The sequence below is a fragment of the Streptomyces sp. NBC_00076 genome, assembly GCF_045041235.1.
Lineage (GTDB): Bacteria > Actinomycetota > Actinomycetes > Streptomycetales > Streptomycetaceae > Streptomyces.
Genome location: NZ_CP108242.1, coordinates 5734362 through 5754961 on the forward strand (window position 1 = coordinate 5734362; position 20600 = coordinate 5754961).

The following is a 20600-nucleotide window of genomic DNA, read 5'->3' on the forward strand; positions in this document are numbered from 1 at the left end:
AGACACTGCCGCCGGCCCCTCTTCCACCCGCACGACGCACCCCGAGGAGCGCCGCATGACCGCCCGACACCTGATATCCCTCGATGACCTCACCGACGCCGACCTGTGCCACCTCGTGGACCGGGGAGCCGCCTTCTCCGACGGCACGGCCCGGGCCGGCGCCGCGCTCGACGGCACCATCGCCGGCATCTACTTCCGGCGCACCTCGACCCGTACCCGTACGGCCTTCTCGGCGGGGGCGCTGCGGCTCGGCGCGCAGATCGTCGCGTACAACGGCGGTGATCTCCAGATCAACACCGGGGAGACCAGCGAGGACACCGGGCAGGTGTTCTCCCGGATGCTGGACGTCCTCGTCGCCAGGACGGCCGACGACCCCGCGGAGATGCGGGGCTGGGCGGCACAGCCCCGGATGTCCGTGATCAATGCCATGAGCTCCGACGAGCACCCCACCCAGGGGCTGACCGACCTCACCACCCTCAAGTGCCGCTTCGGCCGCGTCGAGGGGCTGCGGCTGCTGTACGTGGGGGAGGGGAACAACACCGCCGTCGCGCTGGCGCTCGGCCTGTCCCGGTTCGCCGGCACCGAACTGGAGCTGCGCACCCCGGCCGGCTACGGGCTGCCCGGCGACGTGCTGGCCCGCGCCCAGGCCCACGCGGAGCGCTCCGGCGCCACCGTGACCGAGCGGCACACGATGGACGAACTGCCCAAGGACGTCGACGTCGTCTACACCACCCGCTGGCAGACGACCGGCACCAGCAAGCCCGACCCCGACTGGCGCACCCTCTTCGCCCCGTTCCAGGTGACCCAGGACCTGTGGACGTACAACGCCGACGCGGTGTTCATGCACGACCTGCCCGCCCACCGGGGCGAGGAGGTCACCGCCGAGGTGCTCGACGGGCCGGCCAGCATCGCCTTCGACCAGGCCGAGAACAAGATGCACAGCGCCATGGCGGTGCTCGAGTGGTGCCGCCTGGGCGCCGTCGGCACGCCCGCCCCGACCGAATGAGCCTGACCGAGGAGCACCGCGGCGGAGACGGCGTCCGGGCCGGCACGGCGCCGCCCCCGCTGCGCAAGAACCGGGACTTCCTGCTGCTGTGGACCGGAGCCGGGCTCTCCCTGCTCGGCACCCGGGCGAGCACCGTCGCCTACCCGCTGCTGATGGTCTGGTACGGCGGCTCCCCGACCGGCGCCGGACTCGTGGGGTTCGCCGCGCTGCTGCCCCAACTGCTCCTGCAACTTCCCGCCGGCGCCCTGGTGGACCGTTGGGACCGGCGCCGCTTGATGATCGCGTGCGACATCGCCGGGCTGACGGCCATGGGCAGTGTCGCGGCCGCGCTGCTGAGCGGGCATCTGTGGCTGCCGCACCTGATGGCCGCCGCGTTCGTGGAGGGCTCGGCGGTGATCTTCTACCGGCTCGCCGAGCGGGCCGCCGTGCGCAACCTCGTCCATCCCGACCACCTGACCGTGGCACTCACCCGCAACGAGGCACGCGGACAGGGCGCGGGGCTGCTCGGCCAAGTCTCCGGCAGCTCGCTGTACGCCCTGGCCAAATGGCTGCCGTTCCTGCTCACCGCGGTGGCCCACCTGTGCGCCCTGGTCACCCTGCTGCTGATCCGGAAGAAGTTCCAGACCGAGCGCCCGCAGGAGCCCCACGATCTGCGCCGGGAGGTGCGCGAGGGGCTCGTGTGGGTGTGGCGGCAGCGGTTCATGCGGGCCGCCGTGGGACTGATCGCGGGCAGCAACATCCTCTTCCAGGTGCTGTCCCTGGCCCTGGTGCTCATCATCAAGGAGCACGGCGGGTCCCCGGCCACCATCGGCCTCATCGGGGCGGTGTCCGGCGTGGGCGGCATCTGCGGGGCCTTCACCGGTTCGTGGTGGCTGAAGCGGCTGTCGCCCGGCACCCTCGTCACCGGCACGCTGGCGGTGTGGGCGCTGCTGATGCTGCCGGTCGCCGTGGTGAGCCGGCCGGTCGTCATCGGCGCGCTGTTCGCGGGCATGTCCTTCGCCGGGGCACTGCTGAACGTGGCCGCCGGCGTGTACCAGGTGCAGATCACACCGGACGCCATGCAGGGCCGTGTGACCAGCGTCTTCGCGCTCATCGGCTCGGGCATGAACTCCGCCGGGGCGCTCGTCGGGGGATTCCTGCTGGCGGCCTTCGGCACCACCCCGACCGTCGCCGGAGTCGCGGCCGCGATGGCCGTCATGGCGCTGGCCGCCGTGGTGAGCCCGGCCATCCGGACCGCGGGACAGGAACCCGTCGAGGCCCGCCCGGAGGACGACGCGGCGGCGCACACCGAGGACGCGCCGCGGCGCACACCGGAGAAATGACCGAAGAAATATAGGCCGAACCCACACAGTGGGGAGGCGGACGGGACCAGCTCGCGCACGAGCGCCCGCGCAACACGCGATCCGGGGCCGCGGCGCGGCACGCCGCCCGCCTTCGGCATCCCACACCCTTTCAGGAAGGCACGCCACGACGATGTCCGCCCATCGCACAGCACCAGCGGGACAGCCACTGCCGCTCCTGGTCGAGGCCGAGCCGGAGGACCGGGACGTCACCCGCCTGATCAAGTCGGACCGTGAACGGCTGCGCGCACAGCTCAGGACGCACGGCGCGCTGCTGCTGCGCGGCTTCGACATCGGCGGCATCGACGGTTTCGACCAGGTCGTCCGGGACCTGTCCGGCGACCCGCTGACCTACTCCGAGCGGTCTTCCCCGCGCAGCACCATCAAGGGCAACGTCTACACCTCCACCGACTATCCGCCGGAGGAGGAGATCTTCGTCCACAACGAGAACTCCTACCAGTCGAGCTGGCCCAGGACGCTCTACTTCTACTGCGACCACCCGCCCGAGACCCAGGGGGCCACCCCGCTGACCGACGTCCGGCAGGTGTACGCCGCCATCGACCCGGCGGTCCGCGAGGAGTTCGCCCGGCGCGGCTGGATGGTCGTGCGCAACTTCCACGAGCGCTTCGGCGTGGCCTGGCGGGAGCTGTTCAACACCGACGAACGGTCCGAGGTGGAGGCGTACTGCCGCTCCAAGGACATCGAGTTCGAGTGGCTGGGCGCCGACGGGCTGCGCACCAGGGCTCGCCGCAAGGCGATCCACACCCACCCCGAGACGGGGGAGACGGTGTGGTTCAACCACATCGTGTTCTTCCACCACACCACGCTGCCCGCCGAGGTCCAGGAGGGCCTGATCGGCCTGTTCGGCGAGGACGGCCTGCCGACCAACACCTACTACGGCGACGGCGGCCGCATCCCCGACGAGGTGACGGACCATCTGCGGTCCTGCTACCGCGCGGCGACCGTGCGCTTCGACTGGCAGCAGGACGACGTGCTCGTCGTGGACAACATGCTGGCCGCGCACGGCCGGGAACCGTTCACCGGCACGCGCCGCATCGCCGTCGCCATGGCCGAGCCCTACGCACCGGACGCGCCGTCAGAGAGCGCCGGGGAGTGAACCACCCATGACCGTGCCCCACTCCACGGCCCCGGGCGCGTGGCTGCGCCGGTACGTTCCGCGTGCCGACGCCCGGCTGCGGCTGATCTGCTTCCCGCACGCCGGTGGCAGCGCGAGCGCCTTCCGGGGCTGGCCGGAGCTGCTGCCGCCCGACATCGAGCTGCTCGCCGTCCAGTATCCGGGCCGACAGGACCGGTACGCCGAGCCGCTCATCGGGGACTTCCCGAGCCTGGTGTCCGACGCCGCGCGGGCGATCCTGCCCTGCCTGGACCGGCCGGTGGCGTTCTTCGGCCACAGCCTCGGCGCGACCGTGGCCTACGAAGTCGCCCGCGCCCTGCGGGCCTCCGGGGCACCGGCGCTGAGCCGGCTGTTCGTCTCCGCGCGCAAAGCACCCTCGGTGCCTCGGCCGGACACCGTCCGGTTCGGCACCGAGGAGCAGATCATGGACTACATCCGGAACCTGGGCGGATCGGGCGCCACCCTGCTGGAGGACCCTGACCTGCTCCAGCTCATGCTGCCCATGCTGCGCAACGACTTCGGGCTCGTCGCCTCCTACCGCTACGTCCGCGGTTCCCTGCTGGACTGCCCCGTCACCGCGGCCATCGGGGACAAGGACGGCTCGGTCAGCGAGGGCGAGGTTCGGCAGTGGGCCCACCACACCGCGCGGCCGTTCGACCTGCACACCCTGCCCGGCGGCCACTTCTACACCGAGACGGCCACCGACCAGCTCGTGACGCTGGTGGCCGACCGGTTGAGCGACGTGGCGAGGAGGAGGTGATCACCTGATGAGCACCCACCCGTTCGAGGACCAGGACGCCGTTTACCACGTCCTGGTCAACGAGGAGGGGCAGCACTCGCTGTGGCCCGCGTTCGCGGACGTCCCGGCCGGCTGGACCGTCGTCCTGCACGAGGCCAGGCGCCAAGCGTGCGTCGAGTACGTCGACGCCCACTGGACGGACATGCGCCCCCGGAGCCTGCGCCGACGGACGGCGTGACCACACCGCCGTAACCGCGCCCTCTGCTCCTTCCGGACCGCGCACCCGCGCCGTCGCCCGACTGCTCTTCCGTACCCGGATCCTGGTGGTGGAACCCCATGCCCATACCCGAAACAGCACGAACCGTGAGTCTCCCCTTGTCGGCAGCGCAGGCGGGTGTCTGGGCAGGGCACGAACTCGATCCGACCGGGGCGAAATACAACATCTCGGAGTACATCACCTTCCACGGCGCCGTCGACCACGGGCTGCTGGAGGCCGCCTGGCACCAGCTGCTGGTCGACGCGGAGACGCTCCGGGTGCGGGCCGTCGTCAAGGAGGGCGAGGAACTGCGCCAGCTGGTCGCGCCGGAGCTGCGCCCCGGTCTGCCCCTGGTCGATCTCACCGCCCAGGACGACCCCGAGGCCGCGGCCCAGGAGTGGATGCACCGGGACCGGCACCGCCCCGTCGACCTCGCCGCGGGCGGCCTGACCACCTTCGCCCTGCTGAAGGTGGCCGACGACCGTTTCCACTTCTACGAGCGCATCCACCACATCCTGATCGACGCCTCCGGCGGACCGCTGATCACCGGCCGGATGGCGGAGGTCTACTCGGCCCTGGCACGCGGCGAGGAGTTCGGCCCGAGCGGGTTCGCCCCGCTGGTCCAGCTGGTGGAGGAGGACGCCGACTACCGGCGGTCGCCCACCTTCACCGCCGACCGGGAGTACTGGGCCGGCCTCCTCGCCGACGCCCCGGAACCGCCCCGCCTGGCGGACACCCCGGGGCTCGCACCGGCCGACGATCAGGTCCTGTTCCTGCGGCGGACCACCCGGCTGCCCGGGGCCGACTTCGACCGGCTTCGGGACGTGGCCCGAGGCCTGCGCACGATGTGGCCCGTCCTGACCATCACCGCCACCGCCGCCTATGTGGCCCGTATGACCGGCAGGCAGGACATCGTCCTCGGCCTCCCGGTGACCGCCCGCAAGACGCCGGCCGACCGCCGCACCCCCGTCCTGCGTTCCAACGTGGTGCCCCTGCGGGTCCGCGTCACCCCCGGCGACTCCCTCACGGCACTCGTCGCCCAGGTCACCCGTGCCACCCGCGCGGCCCTGAAGCACCAGCGCTACCGCTACGAGGACATCCGACGCGACCTCAAGCGCCTCGGCGACGGCCAGACACTGACCGGCCCCGTCGTCAACATGATGGACTTCGACTACGACCTGGACTTCGCGGGCCTGCGCACCACCGCCCACAACCTGTCCAACGGCCCCGTCGACGAACTGTCCGTCGCGGCGTACCACCGGGCCGACGGCGAGGGCCTGGTCCTCGCCTTCGACGCGAACCCGGCCTACTACGACGCCGACCTGCTCGCCGCCCACCAGGACCGTTTCCTGCGCTTCCTCCAAGGCGTGGTGGCCGAGCCGGAGCGTGCGACGGGCGAGGTCGAGGTGCTGTCGCCCGACGAGCGGCAGCAGCTGCTGACGCGGTGGAACGCGACGGACCGGGCGGTCCCGACCGGCCCTCTGGGCGAGCTGTTCGCGGCGCAGGCCGCGGCCACCCCGGACGAGGTCGCGGTGGCCTCCGACGGGGCGGAGCTGACCTACGCCGAACTGGACGCGCGCGTGAACCGGCTGGCGCGACGACTGGTGACGCTGGGCGTGACGACGGAGTCCCCGGTGGCGCTGCTGCTGGAGCGCTCCGTGGACGCGGTGGTGGCGACGCTGGCGGTGGTGCGCGCGGGCGGCGTCTACGTGCCCCTGCACTCGGGCCTGCCGCCCGAGCGGATGGCGTGGGTGGTGCGCGACGTCGGTGCCTCGGTGCTGCTCACCGACCGGGAGGTGCCGGACCTGCGGACGCAGGTGGTGACGCTCGACCGGGAGACGTGGACGGACGAGTCGGAGGACGGGAACCCCGGCGCCCCCGACATCACCGTGTTCCCGGACCAGCCGGCGTACGTGATGTACACGTCGGGTTCGACCGGCGTGCCCAAGGGCGTCGGGGTGCGGCACCGCGACGTCGCGGACTTCGCCTTCGACCGGCGCTGGCTCGGCGGCGCGCACGACCGCGTTCTCATGCACGCCCCGCAGTCCTTTGACGCCTCCACCTACGAGCTCTGGGTGCCGCTGCTGAACGGCGGCCGGGTCGTGGTGGCCCCACCCGGACAGGTGGACGGCGCCGTGGTGGAGCGCATGACCGCCGAACACGGCGTAACGGCCGCCTTCCTGACGACGGCCCTGTTCAACCTGATCGCAGACGACCACCCCGAGGCCTTCGCCGGGATGCGCACCGTGTGGACAGGCGGTGACGCGGCCTCCGCGGCGGCGATGCGCCGGGTCCTGGAGGCATGTCCCGGCATCACGGTGGGCAACGGCTACGGCCCCACGGAGACCACGACGTTCGCCGTGACCGCGCTCGCGCGCTCCGCCGACGACATCGGCACCGTTCCGCCCATCGGCACACCGCTGGACAACATGCGGGCGTACGTCCTGGACACGGGCCTGCAACCGGCGCCGATCGGCGTGGTGGGCGAGCTGTACGTGGCCGGCACCGGCCTGGCCCGCGGCTACCACAACCGCCCGACCCTGACAGCGGAACGGTTCGTCGCCTGCCCGTTCGGCGCCCCCGGGGAGCGGATGTACCGCACCGGGGACCTCGTCCGATGGCGGGCCGACGGACGACTGGAGTACGTGGGCCGCGCCGACCTCCAGGTGAAGGTGCGCGGCTTCCGCATCGAACTCGGCGAGGTGGAGGCGGTGCTGGCCGCCCACGCCTCGGTGGCCCAGGTGGTCGTGGTCGCCCGGGAGGACCGCCCCGGAGAGCGGCGACTGGTGGCGTACGTGGTGCCGGAGGACGACGGCGCCGACCCGGCGGTCCTGCGCGGCCACGCCGCCCGCGAACTGCCTCAGTACATGGTGCCGGCGGCGTTCGTGGTGTTGGAGCGGCTTCCGTTGACGGTGAACGGCAAGGTGGATCGGGGGGCGTTGCCGGCGCCGGAGTTTGTGTCGGGTGTGGGGCGTGGGCCGCGGTCGGGTGTGGAGGGGGTGTTGTGTTCGCTGTTCGCTGAGGTGTTGGGGCTTGATCGGGTGGGGGTGGGGGATTCCTTCTTCGATTGTGGTGGCGACAGCATCATGGCGATTCAGTTGGTGTCGCGTGCGCGTCGGGCGGGGTGGGTGGTGTCGGCGCGGGATGTGTTTCAGCATCCGTCGGTGGAGCGGTTGGCGCGGGTTGCGGTGCCGGTGGGTTCTGGTGGGGTGGTGGAGGCTGCGGGTGCCGGGGTGGGTGTGGTGCCGTTGACTCCGGTGATGGGGTGGTTGCGGGATTTGGGGGGGCCGGTTTCGGGGTTCCATCAGCATGTGGTGGTGGGTGTGCCGGGGGGTGTGGGCCGGGATCGGTTGGTCGGTGCGTTGCAGGCGGTGGTGGACCGGCATGACATGTTGCGGTCGCGGTTGGTGCGGGAGGGGGGTGAGTGGCGGCTGGAGGTGGCGGCGCCGGGCTCGGTGGATGCCGGCGGGTTGCTGGATCATGTCCCCACATCCCATCTCGACGAGGACTCCGTTCTCACCGCCATCGGTGAACGCGCTGAAGCCGAACGCCGACGGCTGGATCCCGATGCGGGTGCGGTCCTTCGAGCGGTCTGGTTCGAGCCGGGCCGGTTGCTGCTGGTGGCCCACCATCTGGTGGTGGACGGTGTGTCGTGGCGGATTCTGCTGGAGGATCTGAAGGCGGCCGCGGAGGGCCGGGAGCCCGAGCCGGTGCCGTCGTCGTTCCGGAGCTGGGCGCGGCGGCTTCGGGACCAGGCGGAGCAGGGAACCTACGCGGACCAGCTGGACTTCTGGCGTGAGGTGCTCGACCAGCCGAACCCGCCCCTCGGCTCCAGGAATCTCATCCCTGCCGAGGACACCACCGCGACGCAACGCGAACTCAGCCTCGACCTGCCGACAGACCTGACGGAGGCGTTGCTGACGCGGGTGCCGGCGTTGTTCCACGGTGGTGTGAACGATGTGTTGTTGACGGGTCTGGCGTTGGCGGTGCAGGAGTGGCAGTCGCGGCGTGGCCGGGAGGGGGGTGCGGGGGTTCTGGTCGATCTTGAGGGTCATGGCCGGGTGGAGGCGGCGGGGGTGGATCTGTCGCGGACGGTGGGGTGGTTCACGTCGATCCATCCGGTGCGTTTGGTTGCGGGTGGGGTGTCGTGGGATGAGGTGTGTGCTGGGGGGTTGGCTGCCGGGCGGGCGTTGAAGGTGGTCAAGGAGCAGGTGCGGGCGGTGCCGGACGATGGTGTCGGTTTTGGTGTGCTGCGGTATCTGGATGCCTCGGCGGGTGCGGAGCTGGCGGCTGGGGTGCGGCCGGAGCTGGGCTTCAACTATCTGGGCCGGTTCGCCGGTGGTGGTGGGGGCGGGGCGTGGGAGCTCAGTGCCCGGGCCGGGATGGTCGGGGGTGGTGCGGATGCGGGGCTGCCGCTGGCGCATGCGCTGGAGGTCAACGCGGTGACGTACGACCTGGCCGAGGGGTCGCGGTTGCGGGCGAGTTGGGCGTGGGCGGACGGGGTTTTGTCCGAGGCGGAGGTGGAGGAGCTGGCTCGGTTGTGGTTCCAGGCTCTGGAGGGGCTGGCCCGGCATGCCGACGCACCCGACGCGGGCGGGCTGACCCCCTCCGACCTGGACCTCGTCCAGCTCAGCCAGGCAGAGATCGAAGCGCTCGAGGGCTTCGAGAACGACGACGACTACGACCTTGACTGGGAGTTCTCAAAGTGAGCAGGTCGCGCATCGAGGACATACTTCCGCTGCAGCCGCTTCAGGAGGGTTTTCTGTTCCATTCGCTGGTGGCGGATGGTTCGGTGGATGTGTACACGTCGCAGGTGCGGTTCGATCTGGCCGGTGAGGTGGATGCGGTTGCGTTGCGTCGGGCGGGGGAGCGGTTGCTGGCCCGGCATGCGAATCTGCGGGCGGGTTTCCGGCATGAGGGTGTGAGCCGGCCGGTGCAGGTGGTGTACCGGCGGGTGCGGTTGCCGTGGGCCGAGGTGGATCTGTCGGACGCGGTGGATGTGGAGGCGCGGGCGGCGGAGGTGGCGTCGGCTGACCGGTTGCGTCCGTTCGATCTGGGGCGTCCTCCGTTGGTGCGGCTGTCGTTGTTGCGGCTGGGTGAGGGCCGGTTCCGGCTGTTGCTGACCGGTCATCACATTCTGTGGGACGGCTGGTCGGTGCCGGTGCTGGTGGAGGAGCTGTTCCGGCTGTATGCGGCGGGGGGCGAGGATGCGGGTCTGCCGGCGGTGACTCCGTACCGGGAGTACCTGGCGTGGCTGGGCCGGCAGGACCGGGAGGCGGCCGGGCAGGCATGGGCCACGGCACTGGAGGGACTCGCCGAACCGACCCTCGTCGCCCCCGACACCACCCACGACAAGACCGCACTCCAGGAGTACGTGACCACCGACCTCCCGCAGCACCTGCTGGACCGCGTCACCGCACTGGCCCGCCGGCACGGGCTGACGCTGAACACGGTGGTTCAGGGGATGTGGGGGTTGCTGCTGGCGCGGCAGACCGGGCGGGAGGACGTGGTCTTCGGGGCCACGGTCTCAGGGCGTCCGCCCGAGCTGGAGGGCGTCGAGCGGATGCTCGGCCTCTTCATCAACACCCTTCCGGTCCGGGTGCGTCTGCGTCCGGAGGAGTCGGTGATCGATCTGCTGACCCGGCTCCAGGAGGAACAGTCGGCGCTCATTCCCCACCACCACTACGGCCTGGCCGACATCCAGCGCCACACCGGCTTCGGCACCCTCTTCGACACCAGCATGGTCGTCGAGAACTACCCCCTGGACCCGGCAGCCTTCACCGCTGCCCTCGGCGACCTCGACCTCGTGGGCATCGGCTTCGACGACGCCACCCACTACCCGCTGTCCCTCGCCGCCATACCGGTCCCCGGAGCCGGCCTCACCCTCAAGGTGAGCTACCGCCCCGATGTCTACGCCCGTGACGAGGCCCAGCGGATCAGCGCACGCCTGGTTCACCTGCTCGAGACCGCCGTGGACGCCCCGGAACGCCCGATCCACACGGTCGACGTGCTGCCTCCCGAGGAGCGCGAGTTCCTCCTGTCCGTGGCGGGTCCGGTGGTGCCGTCGGCTCGGGTGGAGCGGTGTGTGCACGAGATCTTCGAGGAGCGGGTGGCGGCGGCGCCGGATGCGGTGGCGGTCGTGTTCGGTGAGGTGTCGCTGACGTATGCGGAGCTGGATGCCCGTGCGAATCAACTCGCGCACCACTTGCGGGGGTTGGGGGTGGGTCCGGGGTCGTTGGTGGGTGTGTGTCTGGAGCGTGGTCTGGATCTGGTGCCGGCGTTGTTGGGTGTGCTGAAGGCGGGTGCGGGTTATCTGCCGTTGGATCCGGCGAGCCCGGCGGACCGGTTGGGGTATGTGCTGGCGGATGCGGGTGCCGGGGTCGTGGTGACGTCCGGTGCTGTGGTGTCGGTGTTGGAGGGTGTGTTCGGCGGTGAGTTGGTGGTCCTGGACCGGGACGCCGATGTCATCGGTGTCTGGCCTGCGACGGCTCCGGTTTCGTGCGTGGTGCCGGACAGCACGGTGTATGTGATTTACACGTCGGGTTCGACGGGGCGGCCGAAGGGTGTGGTGCTGGCGCACGCGAATGTGGTGCGGTTGTTCGAGACGGCGCAGGCTGAGTTCGGGTTCGGGCCGGATGATGTGTGGACGTTGTTCCATTCGTACGCGTTCGATTTTTCGGTGTGGGAGATTTTCGGCGCGTTGTTGCATGGTGGCCGGCTGGTGGTGGTGCCGGAGATGACGGCGCGGGAGCCGAGTCGTTTCCATGAGTTGTTGGTGCGTGAGGGTGTGACGGTGCTGAACCAGACGCCGTCGGCGTTCACCCAGCTCATCGAGGAGGACCGTGTCCGTGCGGCCGAGACGGCCGGTCGACTCGCGCTGCGGACGGTCGTCTTCGGTGGCGCGGCTCTGGACTGCGGGGCGCTCGGTACCTGGGTGGCGCGGCATGGTCTGGAGCGGCCGCGTTTGGTGAACATGTACGGCATCACCGAGACGACGGTGCATGTGACGTATTACCCGGTCGGTGAGGAGGATGTCGCGGCCGGCGGGTCGGCCAGTCCGATCGGCCGTCCGTTGAACGACCTTTCGGTGTATCTGCTGGACCGGTTCGGTCAGTTGGTGCCGGTGGGTGTGGCGGGTGAGATTCATGTGGGTGGTCCGGGTGTGGCCCGGGGGTATCTGAACCGGCCGGAGCTGACGGCGGAGCGGTTTGTGCCGGATCCGTTCGGTCCGCCCGGTGGGCGTTTGTATCGCAGTGGTGACCTGGCGCGTCGGCGGGCGGACGGGAGTCTGGAGTTCCTGGGGCGCAGCGACGATCAGGTGAAGGTGCGGGGGTATCGGATCGAGCCGGGTGAGATCAGTGCCAGGCTGACGGCTCATTCCGCGGTCCGGGAAGCGGTGGTGGTCGTTCGTGACGAGCGGCTGGTCGCCTACCTCGTTGCCGATGCCGAGCTGCCTTCCACGGCCGAGTTGCGGCAGTTCGTGGCGGGGGCGTTGCCTCAGTACATGGTGCCGGCGGCGTTCGTGGTGTTGGAGCGGCTTCCGTTGACGGTGAACGGCAAGGTGGATCGGGGGGCGTTGCCGGCGCCGGAGTTTGTGTCGGGTGTGGGGCGTGGGCCGCGGTCGGGTGTGGAGGGGGTGTTGTGTTCGCTGTTCGCTGAGGTGTTGGGGCTTGATCGGGTGGGGGTGGGGGATTCCTTCTTCGATTGTGGTGGCGACAGCATCATGGCGATTCAGTTGGTGTCGCGTGCGCGTCGGGCGGGGTGGGTGGTGTCGGCGCGGGATGTGTTTCAGCATCCGTCGGTGGAGCGGTTGGCGCGGGTTGCGGTGCCGGTGGGTTCTGGTGGGGTGGTGGAGGCTGCGGGTGCCGGGGTGGGTGTGGTGCCGTTGACTCCGGTGATGGGGTGGTTGCGGGATTTGGGGGGGCCGGTTTCGGGGTTCCATCAGCATGTGGTGGTGGGTGTGCCGGGGGGTGTGGGCCGGGATCGGTTGGTCGGTGCGTTGCAGGCGGTGGTGGACCGGCATGACATGTTGCGGTCGCGGTTGGTGCGGGAGGGGGGTGAGTGGCGGCTGGAGGTGGCGGCGCCGGGCTTGGTGGATGCCGGCGGGTTGCTGGATCATGTCCCCACATCCCATCTCGACGAGGACTCCGTTCTCACCGCCATCGGTGAACGCGCTGAAGCCGAACGCCGACGGCTGGATCCCGATGCGGGTGCGGTCCTTCGAGCGGTCTGGTTCGAGCCGGGCCGGTTGCTGCTGGTGGCCCACCATCTGGTGGTGGACGGTGTGTCGTGGCGGATTCTGCTGGAGGATCTGAAGGCGGCCGCGGAGGGCCGGGAGCCCGAGCCGGTGCCGTCGTCGTTCCGGAGCTGGGCGCGGCGGCTTCGGGACCAGGCGGAGCAGGGAACCTACGCGGACCAGCTGGACTTCTGGCGGCGCATCGTGGGTGAACCCGCCCCCTCGCTGGGCGCACGGGCCCTCGATTCACAGAAGGACACCGTGGCCACCCGCCGGGTCATGGAACTGTCCCTCCCGCCGGAGAGCACCGAGGCGTTGCTGACGCGGGTGCCGGCGTTGTTCCACGGTGGTGTGAACGATGTGTTGTTGACGGGTCTGGCGTTGGCGGTGCAGGAGTGGCAGTCGCGGCGTGGCCGGGAGGGGGGTGCGGGGGTTCTGGTCGATCTTGAGGGTCATGGCCGGGTGGAGGCGGCGGGGGTGGATCTGTCGCGGACGGTGGGGTGGTTCACGTCGATCCATCCGGTGCGTTTGGTTGCGGGTGGGGTGTCGTGGGATGAGGTGTGTGCTGGGGGGTTGGCTGCCGGGCGGGCGTTGAAGGTGGTCAAGGAGCAGGTGCGGGCGGTGCCGGACGATGGTGTCGGTTTTGGTGTGCTGCGGTATCTGGATGCCTCGGCGGGTGCGGAGCTGGCGGCTGGGGTGCGGCCGGAGCTGGGCTTCAACTATCTGGGCCGGTTCGCCGGTGGTGGTGGGGGCGGGGCGTGGGAGCTCAGTGCCCGGGCCGGGATGGTCGGTGGTGGTGCGGATGCGGGGCTGCCGCTGGCGCATGCGCTGGAGGTCAACGCGGTGACGTACGACCTGGCCGAGGGGTCGCGGTTGCGGGCGAGTTGGGCGTGGGCGGACGGGGTTCTGTCCGAGGCGGAGGTGGAGGAGCTGGCTCGGTTGTGGTTCCAGGCCCTGGAGGGGCTGGCCCGGCATGCCGACGCACCCGACGCGGGCGGGCTGACCCCCTCCGACCTGGACCTCGTCCAGCTCGACCAGGCAGAGATCGAACTCCTGGAGGGCGGCGCGCCCGAGCTGGAGGACATCCTTCCGCTGCAGCCGCTTCAGGAGGGTTTTCTGTTCCATTCGCTGGTGGCGGATGGTTCGGTGGATGTGTACACGTCGCAGGTGCGGTTCGATCTGGCCGGTGAGGTGGATGCGGTTGCGTTGCGTCGGGCGGGGGAGCGGTTGCTGGCCCGGCATGCGAATCTGCGGGCGGGTTTCCGGCATGAGGGTGTGAGCCGGCCGGTGCAGGTGGTGTACCGGCGGGTGCGGTTGCCGTGGGCCGAGGTGGATCTGTCGGACGCGGTGGATGTGGAGGCGCGGGCGGCGGAGGTGGCGTCGGCTGACCGGTTGCGTCCGTTCGATCTGGGGCGTCCTCCGTTGGTGCGGCTGTCGTTGTTGCGGCTGGGTGAGGGCCGGTTCCGGCTGTTGCTGACCGGTCATCACATTCTGTGGGACGGCTGGTCGGTGCCGGTGCTGGTGGAGGAGCTGTTCCGGCTGTATGCGGCGGGGGGCGAGGATGCGGGTCTGCCGGCGGTGACTCCGTACCGGGAGTACCTGGCGTGGCTGGGCCGGCAGGACCGGGAGGCGGCCGGGCAGGCATGGGCCACGGCACTGGAGGGACTCGCCGAACCGACCCTCGTCGCCCCCGACACCACCCACGATCACAGTCCCGTGCAGGACATGGTCCGTACGGAGATGCCCAAGGAACTCGTCGAGGCACTGGCGGCGACCGGACGCCGCTACGGCGTCACCCTGAACACGGTGGTTCAGGGGATGTGGGGGTTGCTGCTGGCGCGGCAGACCGGGCGGGAGGACGTGGTCTTCGGGGCCACGGTCTCGGGGCGTCCGCCCGAGCTGGAGGGCGTCGAGCGGATGCTCGGCCTCTTCGTCAACACCCTTCCGGTCCGGGTGCGTCTGCGTCCGGAGGAGTCGGTGATCGATCTGCTGACCCGGCTCCAGGAGGAACAGTCGGCGCTCATTCCCCACCACCACTACGGCCTGTCCGACATCCAGCGCCACACCGGCTTCGGCACCCTCTTCGACACCACCACCGTGCTGACCAACTACCCCCTGGATCCGTCGGTCCTGGACACGGTCCTCGGCGACCTCGAAGTGCTCGACGTCGGCAACGACGACGCCACCCACTACCCGCTCCGCATGGCCGTCGTACCGGATGGCAGCGGCCTCGGCCTGCGGCTGGGATACCTGCCGGACCTGTACACCCGTGACGAGGCCCAACGGATGCTCGACCGGGTCCTGCACCTGCTGGAAACCCTGGCGGCAGACCCCGAACGTGCGGTGAGCAGCATCGATCTCCTCACCGAGGAGGAGCGACACCAACTCCTCGTGGAGTGGGGAGGTTACTGACCGCGCCTGGCACTTTCCTGCCATCGGCAGAAGCGGACATGATTTTCGCTGGCGGCCCGTGGAATTGCGCTGAAAGAATCAAACACACGGGCCGCACCATGGAGTTCGCGAGCCAAAGGCACAAGAACCGGTGCGGTCGAAACGAGGAATTAGCAAAAGCCAACATGAAAGGTGTCTTGTGAAGGGCCTGGGACGACTGAAGCTCGCTCTGCTGGTGCCGATTGTCGCCGTTCTGACCGCGACGGCGGCTGTGGCCGCGTCCCCTGTGTCCGGTCAGCAGACCGGCCAGGCACCGGCGTTCGGTGAGGAGGCGGCGTCGGCCCCTCTGGACAACACCTGGGGTCCGTGATCCCCGCGAGGGACCGCTCCCCATGGGCCGTCAGCCGCACAGCCAGCCGCGCGCGACGGCCAGCACACCGGCCTGGAAGCGACTGCCCGCGTTGAGGCGGGTCATCAGGCCGGCCGTCATCCGGCGCACGGTGCGTACGGACACGGCCAGCTTCTTGGCGATCATCTCGTCGGTGAAACCGCGGGCCAGAAGCTCCAGTACGGCCCGCTCCTGGGCGGTGAGCCCCTGAGCGTCGCGCGCACGGTCCGCGCCCAACGGAGAAGCCTGTTCCCAGGTGCGCTCGAAGAGGGCTTGCAGGGCGCTGACCACGCCCAGGTCCTCGAGGGCGATCACGGCAGCGTCGGCGACCTGCGGATTGACGGGAACGATCGCCAGAGCGCGATCGTAGATGAGCAGCCGGGTCGGCAGGTGCGGCACCGTCCGCACCTGCCCGCCCTGCTGGGTCAGCCACTGCGCGTACGCCGTGGTGGCCCCGTCGTTGCGGACGCTGTCGAGGTACACGTAGCGCACCCGCACGCCCCGCCCCAGGACCGCGGAGTCCAGCGGTTTCGCCGCTTCCAGGCTCTCCGCCGGCTGGCCTCCCCCGGTGGCGAAGACGGCGACCTCGGACGTGCAGTCGTCGGCCATGGTCCGGATCAGGGACTGGATGGCTTCCCTGCCCTCCAGCCGCCGGGTCCGTCTGTGGTGGTCCGCCGCGTCCGTCTCGGCGTATTCCGCGAGCAGTTGGAAGATCACCTGACGGCTGGTGGCGATCTCCTTCTGGCGGCGTATCAGCTCCTCCTCCTGGCGGTCGAGGAAGGAGATGAGACTGAGCCGTATGTGCGTGATCCTGCTGCTGGATGTCTCGCTTCCCGGACCCAGGGAGGAGAGGTGGATCAGTTTGTTGAAGGCCGAGGTAACCCTTTCGGGAGGCCAGCCGAGGGTGTCGGAAAGAGCCGCCACGCTGAGATTCGGCTTTTCCAACAACACTTGATAAACGAATTCTTCGTCCTGGCCCATTTTCGTGCTGTCCGACATGACTTTCCCCCTGGTGCTCTGGTCCGCAGGCGCCCGCGCGGAGTGCCGAGTGGTTATTCTGCCCCGGCGCAGAGCCAGCAGAATGAGAATTACCCCGACACCTGCGGCTCGGCCGTCGTGCGCGGTGTTCCGTCCTCGGCGTCGGGCAGCGGCACCCAGCCGCGGGTCGCCGCGAGCACTCCCGCCTGGAAACGGCTGCGGGCGCCGAGGCGGCTCATGAGCCCCGAGGTCAGACGCCGGCCGGTACGCACCGACACGCCGAGTCTGCGCGCGATCACCTCGTCGGTGTTGCCCAGGCAGAGCAGTTCGAGCAGGGTGCGCTCCTGGTCGGTGAACTCGTCCGCGTCGTCGTCCGCGGCGGAGCCCAGCGGGATGGCCTGCTCCCAGACCTTGTCGAACAGGCTGAGCAAAGCCGTGACGGCACCTGTGCCCTGGATCGCCACGGCCTCCGCTTCGGGCTGCGCGGGATCGATGGGCACGATGGCCGAGTAGCGGTCGAAGATGGTCACCTGGGGCGGCAGGTGCCGTGCCGTACGCACCTGACCGCCGCGCGCGGCCAGTCGGTCGGCGTACCGGACGGTCGCCGCGTCGCGGCGCGTGCCGTCGGGATAGACGCGGCGGACGTCGACTCCGCGGGCCAGCATCGCCGTGTCGAGCCGCTCGGCGGCCTCCAGTCGTTCGGCCGACCGGGAGTCGTTGACCTCCAGCGCCGCGATCTCCACCTCACAGGCAGCCGCGAACTGGTCGATCCTGTTCTGCACCGCCTCCGGTCCCGGCAGTCGCACGACGTCGGGGCGGTCCTCCGGGGCGTTGTAGGCGGCGATCACCTGGGTGACCGCGGTACTGCTGGCGGCCACCCGCCTGCGGTGTTCGAGCAGGGCGGCCTCCTCGTCCAGGAGCAGGGCGGCCAGGGCCAGTTCGGGCCGCACCAGGACAGGGCGGCCGGGGCTGTCCGGGGGCAGCTGGACGAGTGAGCGCCGGCTCAGCCGGTCGAGCGCGGCGGCGACTCTGCCGGTGGGCCAGCCGAGGTGTGCGGCGAGTTCGGTCACGCTCATGTGGGCGTTCGTCAGCATGGCCCGGTACGCGGACTCCTCGTCCGGGTGCAAGCCGAGGCTGTTGGTGAACACCGGCGTCTCCAAAACTGGCCCTGCGATCTGGCCGTGTCGCTCACTGGTCTGCTGTGGGGGACGTGCATGACGGCGAGCGCCGGTGATTCCCCCTCGCATGTCAGTTGTAGATCAATTGTGAATCTGTCGTAGATGTCCTACGGATTGTAAAGCAGTTGTTCCGATCGTGTGGCCTTGGATTTGACAGTGGCATTGATCCGTAAAATGCTCTTATTTAAAGTAAATGCCTTCTTTGCGGGTTGGTTGATATACCGCGTCAACCGGTGGCGGGAACGCTCCAGGCCAGGTCGGCGCCCACGGCGGCGGCTGCCCGGTCGAGCGCGGTGGCCGGGACGGGCGCGTCCACGCAGAAGCCCGCCAGCGCGGTGCTCCCGGAGCCGTCCCGGGAGACCTGCATGGCGGCGATGTTGACGCCCTCCGCCGCGAACTCGTCGCCGATCAGGCCGACCGCGCCCGGATGGTCCGGGTAGCGCAGGAAGGACAGATCGCCCGGGAGCGGCAGCTCCAGCTCGTGCCCGAACGCCTCGACCAGCTTCTCCCGGAGACGGACCCCGGCGAGGGTGCCGGTGACCGTGACGACGCGGCCGTCAGGCAGGACGCCGCTCAGGGTGACGGCGGAACGCTGACTTGCGCCCTCCTGCGGGCAGACCAGCCGCGAGGTGAGGCCGCGTTCCCGGGCCACCAGCGGGGCGTTCACATGGCTCACCGCGAGCGTCCCGGCCCGTTCCAGCACTCCCTTGAGAGCGGCGAGTTCCAGCACCCCGGCGGGCAGCTCGGCGATCTCGCCCCGCAGCCGGACCTCCAACTCGGCGGGGATCCCGCCCGCGGCCCGGGCGAAGACCTGGCCGAGCCGCTCGGTCAGCGGCAGCCACGGACGCAGCGCCTCCGCGACGGGGCCGCCCTGGACGTTGACAGCGTCGGGCACGTGGACGCCCGCGAGCGCGAGACGCACCGAGCGGGCCGCCGCGACACCAGCCTTCTCCTGGGCCTCGTCGGTGGCGGCGCCCAGGTGCGGGGTCACCACCACGTTGTCGAGCGCGAACAGGGGCGAGTCCGTGCACGGCTCGCTGGCGTACACATCGAGTGCGGCGCCCGCGACGCGGCCCTCCTTGAGCGCCGCGTACAGCTCGTTCTCGTCGACGATGCCGCCGCGTGCCGCGTTCACCACGCGCACGGTCGGCTTCATCCGACGGAAGGCGTCGAAGCCGATCAGACCCGTCGTCTCGGGGGTGCGCGGCAGATGGACGGTCAGGAAGTCGCACCGGGCGAGGAGTTCGTCAAGGGGCAGCAGCCGCACCCCTACGGCGGCCGCGTGGGCGGCGGTCACATACGGGTCGAAGGCCACCACGTCCATCCCGAAGGCGGCCATGCGCCCGGCGACGAGGCCGCCGATCCGGCCGAGGCCCACCACACCGAGGACCTTGCCGCTCAGCTCCACGCCGGACCAGCGGCCGCGCTGCCAGGAGCCGCTCTTCAGCGCGGCGTCGGCCTGGGGGATGTTGCGCGCGACGGCCAGCAGCAGACCGACGGTGAGTTCCGCGGCGCTGGTGACATTGGAGGTCGGGGCGTTGGCGACAAGGACACCAGCCTCGGTCGCGGCCGGGATGTCCACGTTGTCCAGGCCGACCCCGGCCCGGGCGATCACCCTCAGCCGCGGGCCGGCGGCGATCGCCTCCCGGTCCATCAGGGTGGCGCTGCGCACCAGGACCGCATCGGCGTCGGCGAGCGAGGGCAGCAGGGCGGCACGGTCGGAACCGTCGACATGGCGTACGTCGACACCGGCGCCGAGGGCCTCGACGGTGGCCGGGGAGAGCTCCTCGGCGATCAGGACGACGGGGCGGTGGGCCACGGTCTGGCCTTTCTGGCAGGCCGGGCGGACCCGCCCGGCGGGAAGTCGATGGAAGGCGGTCGCCGCGCGAGTGCGTACCGCGGCGCGGGCCGAAGCCGGGCGCGGCAACGGGGCCAGCACCGGTGAGGGACACCGGCCCTGGCCCCGCTGCGGACGCGGAATCGGGGTGTGCTCAGTCCGACATGGCGACCAGGACCCGCCGCGCTCCGGTGAACGGCCGACGGCCGTGCCCGACCAGCAGGTTGTCGATGACCAGCAGATCGCCCTCGCGCCAGTCGGCGTCCACCGCGTGCTCCAGACCCCGGTCACGCACTTGGAGCACGTACGCGTCCGGGATCGGGCTGCCGTCCGCGAAGGTCACGAACTGCGGCAGCTCGTCCGTCGGCATGATCTGGGCCAGCGCCTTGGCCGTCTCGTCGCCGAGCGAGGCCGGGTGCCACTGGTCGGACTGGTTGAACCAGACCTCTGCCCCGGTGACCGGGTGGCGGACCGTGGCGTGACGCACCTGGCTGACCTTGAGACTGTCGCCCGGCCCCCAGCCCCAGTCGGCCTGCGCCTCCTTGAGGAAGGCGTCGACCTCGTCCCGGTCGTCCGTCTCGAAGGTGTCCTGCCAGCTCTTGCCGAGCCCTCTGCCGCCATGCAGGTTCTGCGTGTACCGCACGCCGGCCGCGAAGGCCTCCCGCACCTCGTCGTCCAGCGACTCCAGCCACAGCGCCGCGTCGACGACCGGGGTGGCGCCACCGGTCGCGGGCGCGACGGCGCAGTAGAAGGCGAGACGGGTGGGCCATGCGTGGGCGTACGACATCTCGTTGTGCATCGAGATGGTGTACTCCTGCGGGTACTCCGTGGAGGTGTACACGTTCGAACCCACCTTGGTGCGCGGCGAGTTGCCGTGCACATAGGCGAGGCGGCGCGGCAGCAGACGGTCCAGCACCGGGTCCAGGCCGTCCTCGGGCACCTTGAACCCGCGGAAGGCCACGGCCTTCTCCCGGACGAGCAGCTCGTCCAGGCCGGCGGAGTCCAGGTACTCGACGAGCGCCTCGGCGGTGGCCTCGGCGCCGATGTCTCCCGGCGTCACCTCGAACGGCGCCCAGCCGTTGCGGTCGCTCATGGATCGGTTCCTCTCATGTGGGG

Annotated in this window: 12 protein-coding genes; 8 read left to right on the plus strand and 4 right to left on the minus strand. The window is 70.4% G+C overall.

What is annotated here, in order from left to right:
• Nucleotides 1–55 precede the first annotated feature (55 nt).
• The 8 genes from OHA64_RS26040 to OHA64_RS26075 all read left to right on the plus strand — a co-directional run bounded on the left by OHA64_RS26040 (nucleotide 56) and on the right by OHA64_RS26075 (nucleotide 15473).
• On the plus strand, nucleotides 56–1006 hold the full coding sequence (locus OHA64_RS26040; protein WP_405617061.1) for an ornithine carbamoyltransferase: 951 nt from the start codon (nucleotides 56–58) through the stop codon (nucleotides 1004–1006).
• The gene (locus OHA64_RS26045; protein ID WP_405617063.1) at nucleotides 1003–2328 is read left to right on the plus strand and encodes an MFS transporter; all 1326 of its coding nucleotides are present in this window, start codon (nucleotides 1003–1005) and stop codon (nucleotides 2326–2328) included. The genes OHA64_RS26040 and OHA64_RS26045 overlap by 4 nt, the downstream gene beginning before the upstream one ends.
• A 151-nt stretch (nucleotides 2329–2479) precedes the next feature.
• The gene (locus tag OHA64_RS26050) at nucleotides 2480–3463 is read left to right on the plus strand and encodes a TauD/TfdA family dioxygenase (protein ID WP_405617065.1); all 984 of its coding nucleotides are present in this window, start codon (nucleotides 2480–2482) and stop codon (nucleotides 3461–3463) included.
• Between the two features lie 7 nt (nucleotides 3464–3470).
• Nucleotides 3471–4241 carry a thioesterase II family protein gene (locus OHA64_RS26055; protein ID WP_405617067.1) on the plus strand — a complete coding sequence of 257 codons (771 nt, stop codon included), beginning with the start codon at nucleotides 3471–3473 and terminating at the stop codon, nucleotides 4239–4241.
• Between the two features lie 7 nt (nucleotides 4242–4248).
• Nucleotides 4249–4458, plus strand: coding sequence for an MbtH family protein (locus OHA64_RS26060; protein ID WP_405617069.1), 210 nt, complete (start codon nucleotides 4249–4251; stop codon nucleotides 4456–4458).
• 125 nt (nucleotides 4459–4583) lie between these two features.
• Nucleotides 4584–9185 (plus strand): amino acid adenylation domain-containing protein, encoded by a 4602-nt coding sequence (locus OHA64_RS26065; protein WP_405617071.1) that lies wholly within the window; start codon nucleotides 4584–4586, stop codon nucleotides 9183–9185.
• Nucleotides 9182–15124, plus strand: a complete 5943-nt coding sequence (locus OHA64_RS26070; protein WP_405617072.1) for an amino acid adenylation domain-containing protein — start codon at nucleotides 9182–9184, stop codon at nucleotides 15122–15124. Before OHA64_RS26065 ends, OHA64_RS26070 begins: the two co-directional genes overlap by 4 nt.
• Nucleotides 15125–15302: 178 nt before the next feature.
• A complete protein-coding gene (locus tag OHA64_RS26075; RefSeq protein ID WP_405617074.1) occupies nucleotides 15303–15473 on the plus strand; it encodes a hypothetical protein in 171 nt (56 codons plus the stop codon).
• Nucleotides 15474–15503: 30 nt separating this feature from the next.
• On the opposite strand, the gene OHA64_RS26080 is transcribed toward OHA64_RS26075, so the two are convergent.
• The 4 genes from OHA64_RS26080 to OHA64_RS26095 form a co-directional block, all read right to left on the minus strand.
• Complete coding sequence (locus OHA64_RS26080) at nucleotides 15504–16415, minus strand: LuxR C-terminal-related transcriptional regulator (RefSeq protein WP_405617076.1); 912 nt, start codon at nucleotides 16413–16415, stop codon at nucleotides 15504–15506.
• Between the two features lie 164 nt (nucleotides 16416–16579).
• Entirely contained in the window at nucleotides 16580–17617 is a 1038-nt protein-coding gene (locus tag OHA64_RS26085; protein WP_405617078.1) for a helix-turn-helix domain-containing protein, read from the minus strand.
• Between the two features lie 256 nt (nucleotides 17618–17873).
• Nucleotides 17874–19466 carry a phosphoglycerate dehydrogenase gene (gene serA, locus OHA64_RS26090; protein WP_405617080.1) on the minus strand — a complete coding sequence of 531 codons (1593 nt, stop codon included), beginning with the start codon at nucleotides 19464–19466 and terminating at the stop codon, nucleotides 17874–17876.
• 172 nt (nucleotides 19467–19638) lie between these two features.
• Entirely contained in the window at nucleotides 19639–20577 is a 939-nt protein-coding gene (locus tag OHA64_RS26095) for a TauD/TfdA family dioxygenase (RefSeq protein WP_405617082.1), read from the minus strand.
• Nucleotides 20578–20600 lie beyond the last annotated feature (23 nt).

Bases quoted from the DNA above. Each gene is read 5' to 3' on its own strand.
- OHA64_RS26040 (WP_405617061.1), top strand. From the start codon at position 56: ATGACCGCCCGACACCTGATATCCCTCGATGACCTCACCGACGCCGAC.
- OHA64_RS26045 (WP_405617063.1), top strand. From the start codon at position 1,003: ATGAGCCTGACCGAGGAGCACCGCGGCGGAGACGGCGTCCGGGCCGGC.
- OHA64_RS26050 (WP_405617065.1), top strand. From the start codon at position 2,480: ATGTCCGCCCATCGCACAGCACCAGCGGGACAGCCACTGCCGCTCCTG.
- OHA64_RS26055 (WP_405617067.1), top strand. From the start codon at position 3,471: ATGACCGTGCCCCACTCCACGGCCCCGGGCGCGTGGCTGCGCCGGTAC.
- OHA64_RS26060 (WP_405617069.1), top strand. From the start codon at position 4,249: ATGAGCACCCACCCGTTCGAGGACCAGGACGCCGTTTACCACGTCCTG.
- OHA64_RS26095 (WP_405617082.1), bottom strand. From the start codon at position 20,577: ATGAGCGACCGCAACGGCTGGGCGCCGTTCGAGGTGACGCCGGGAGAC.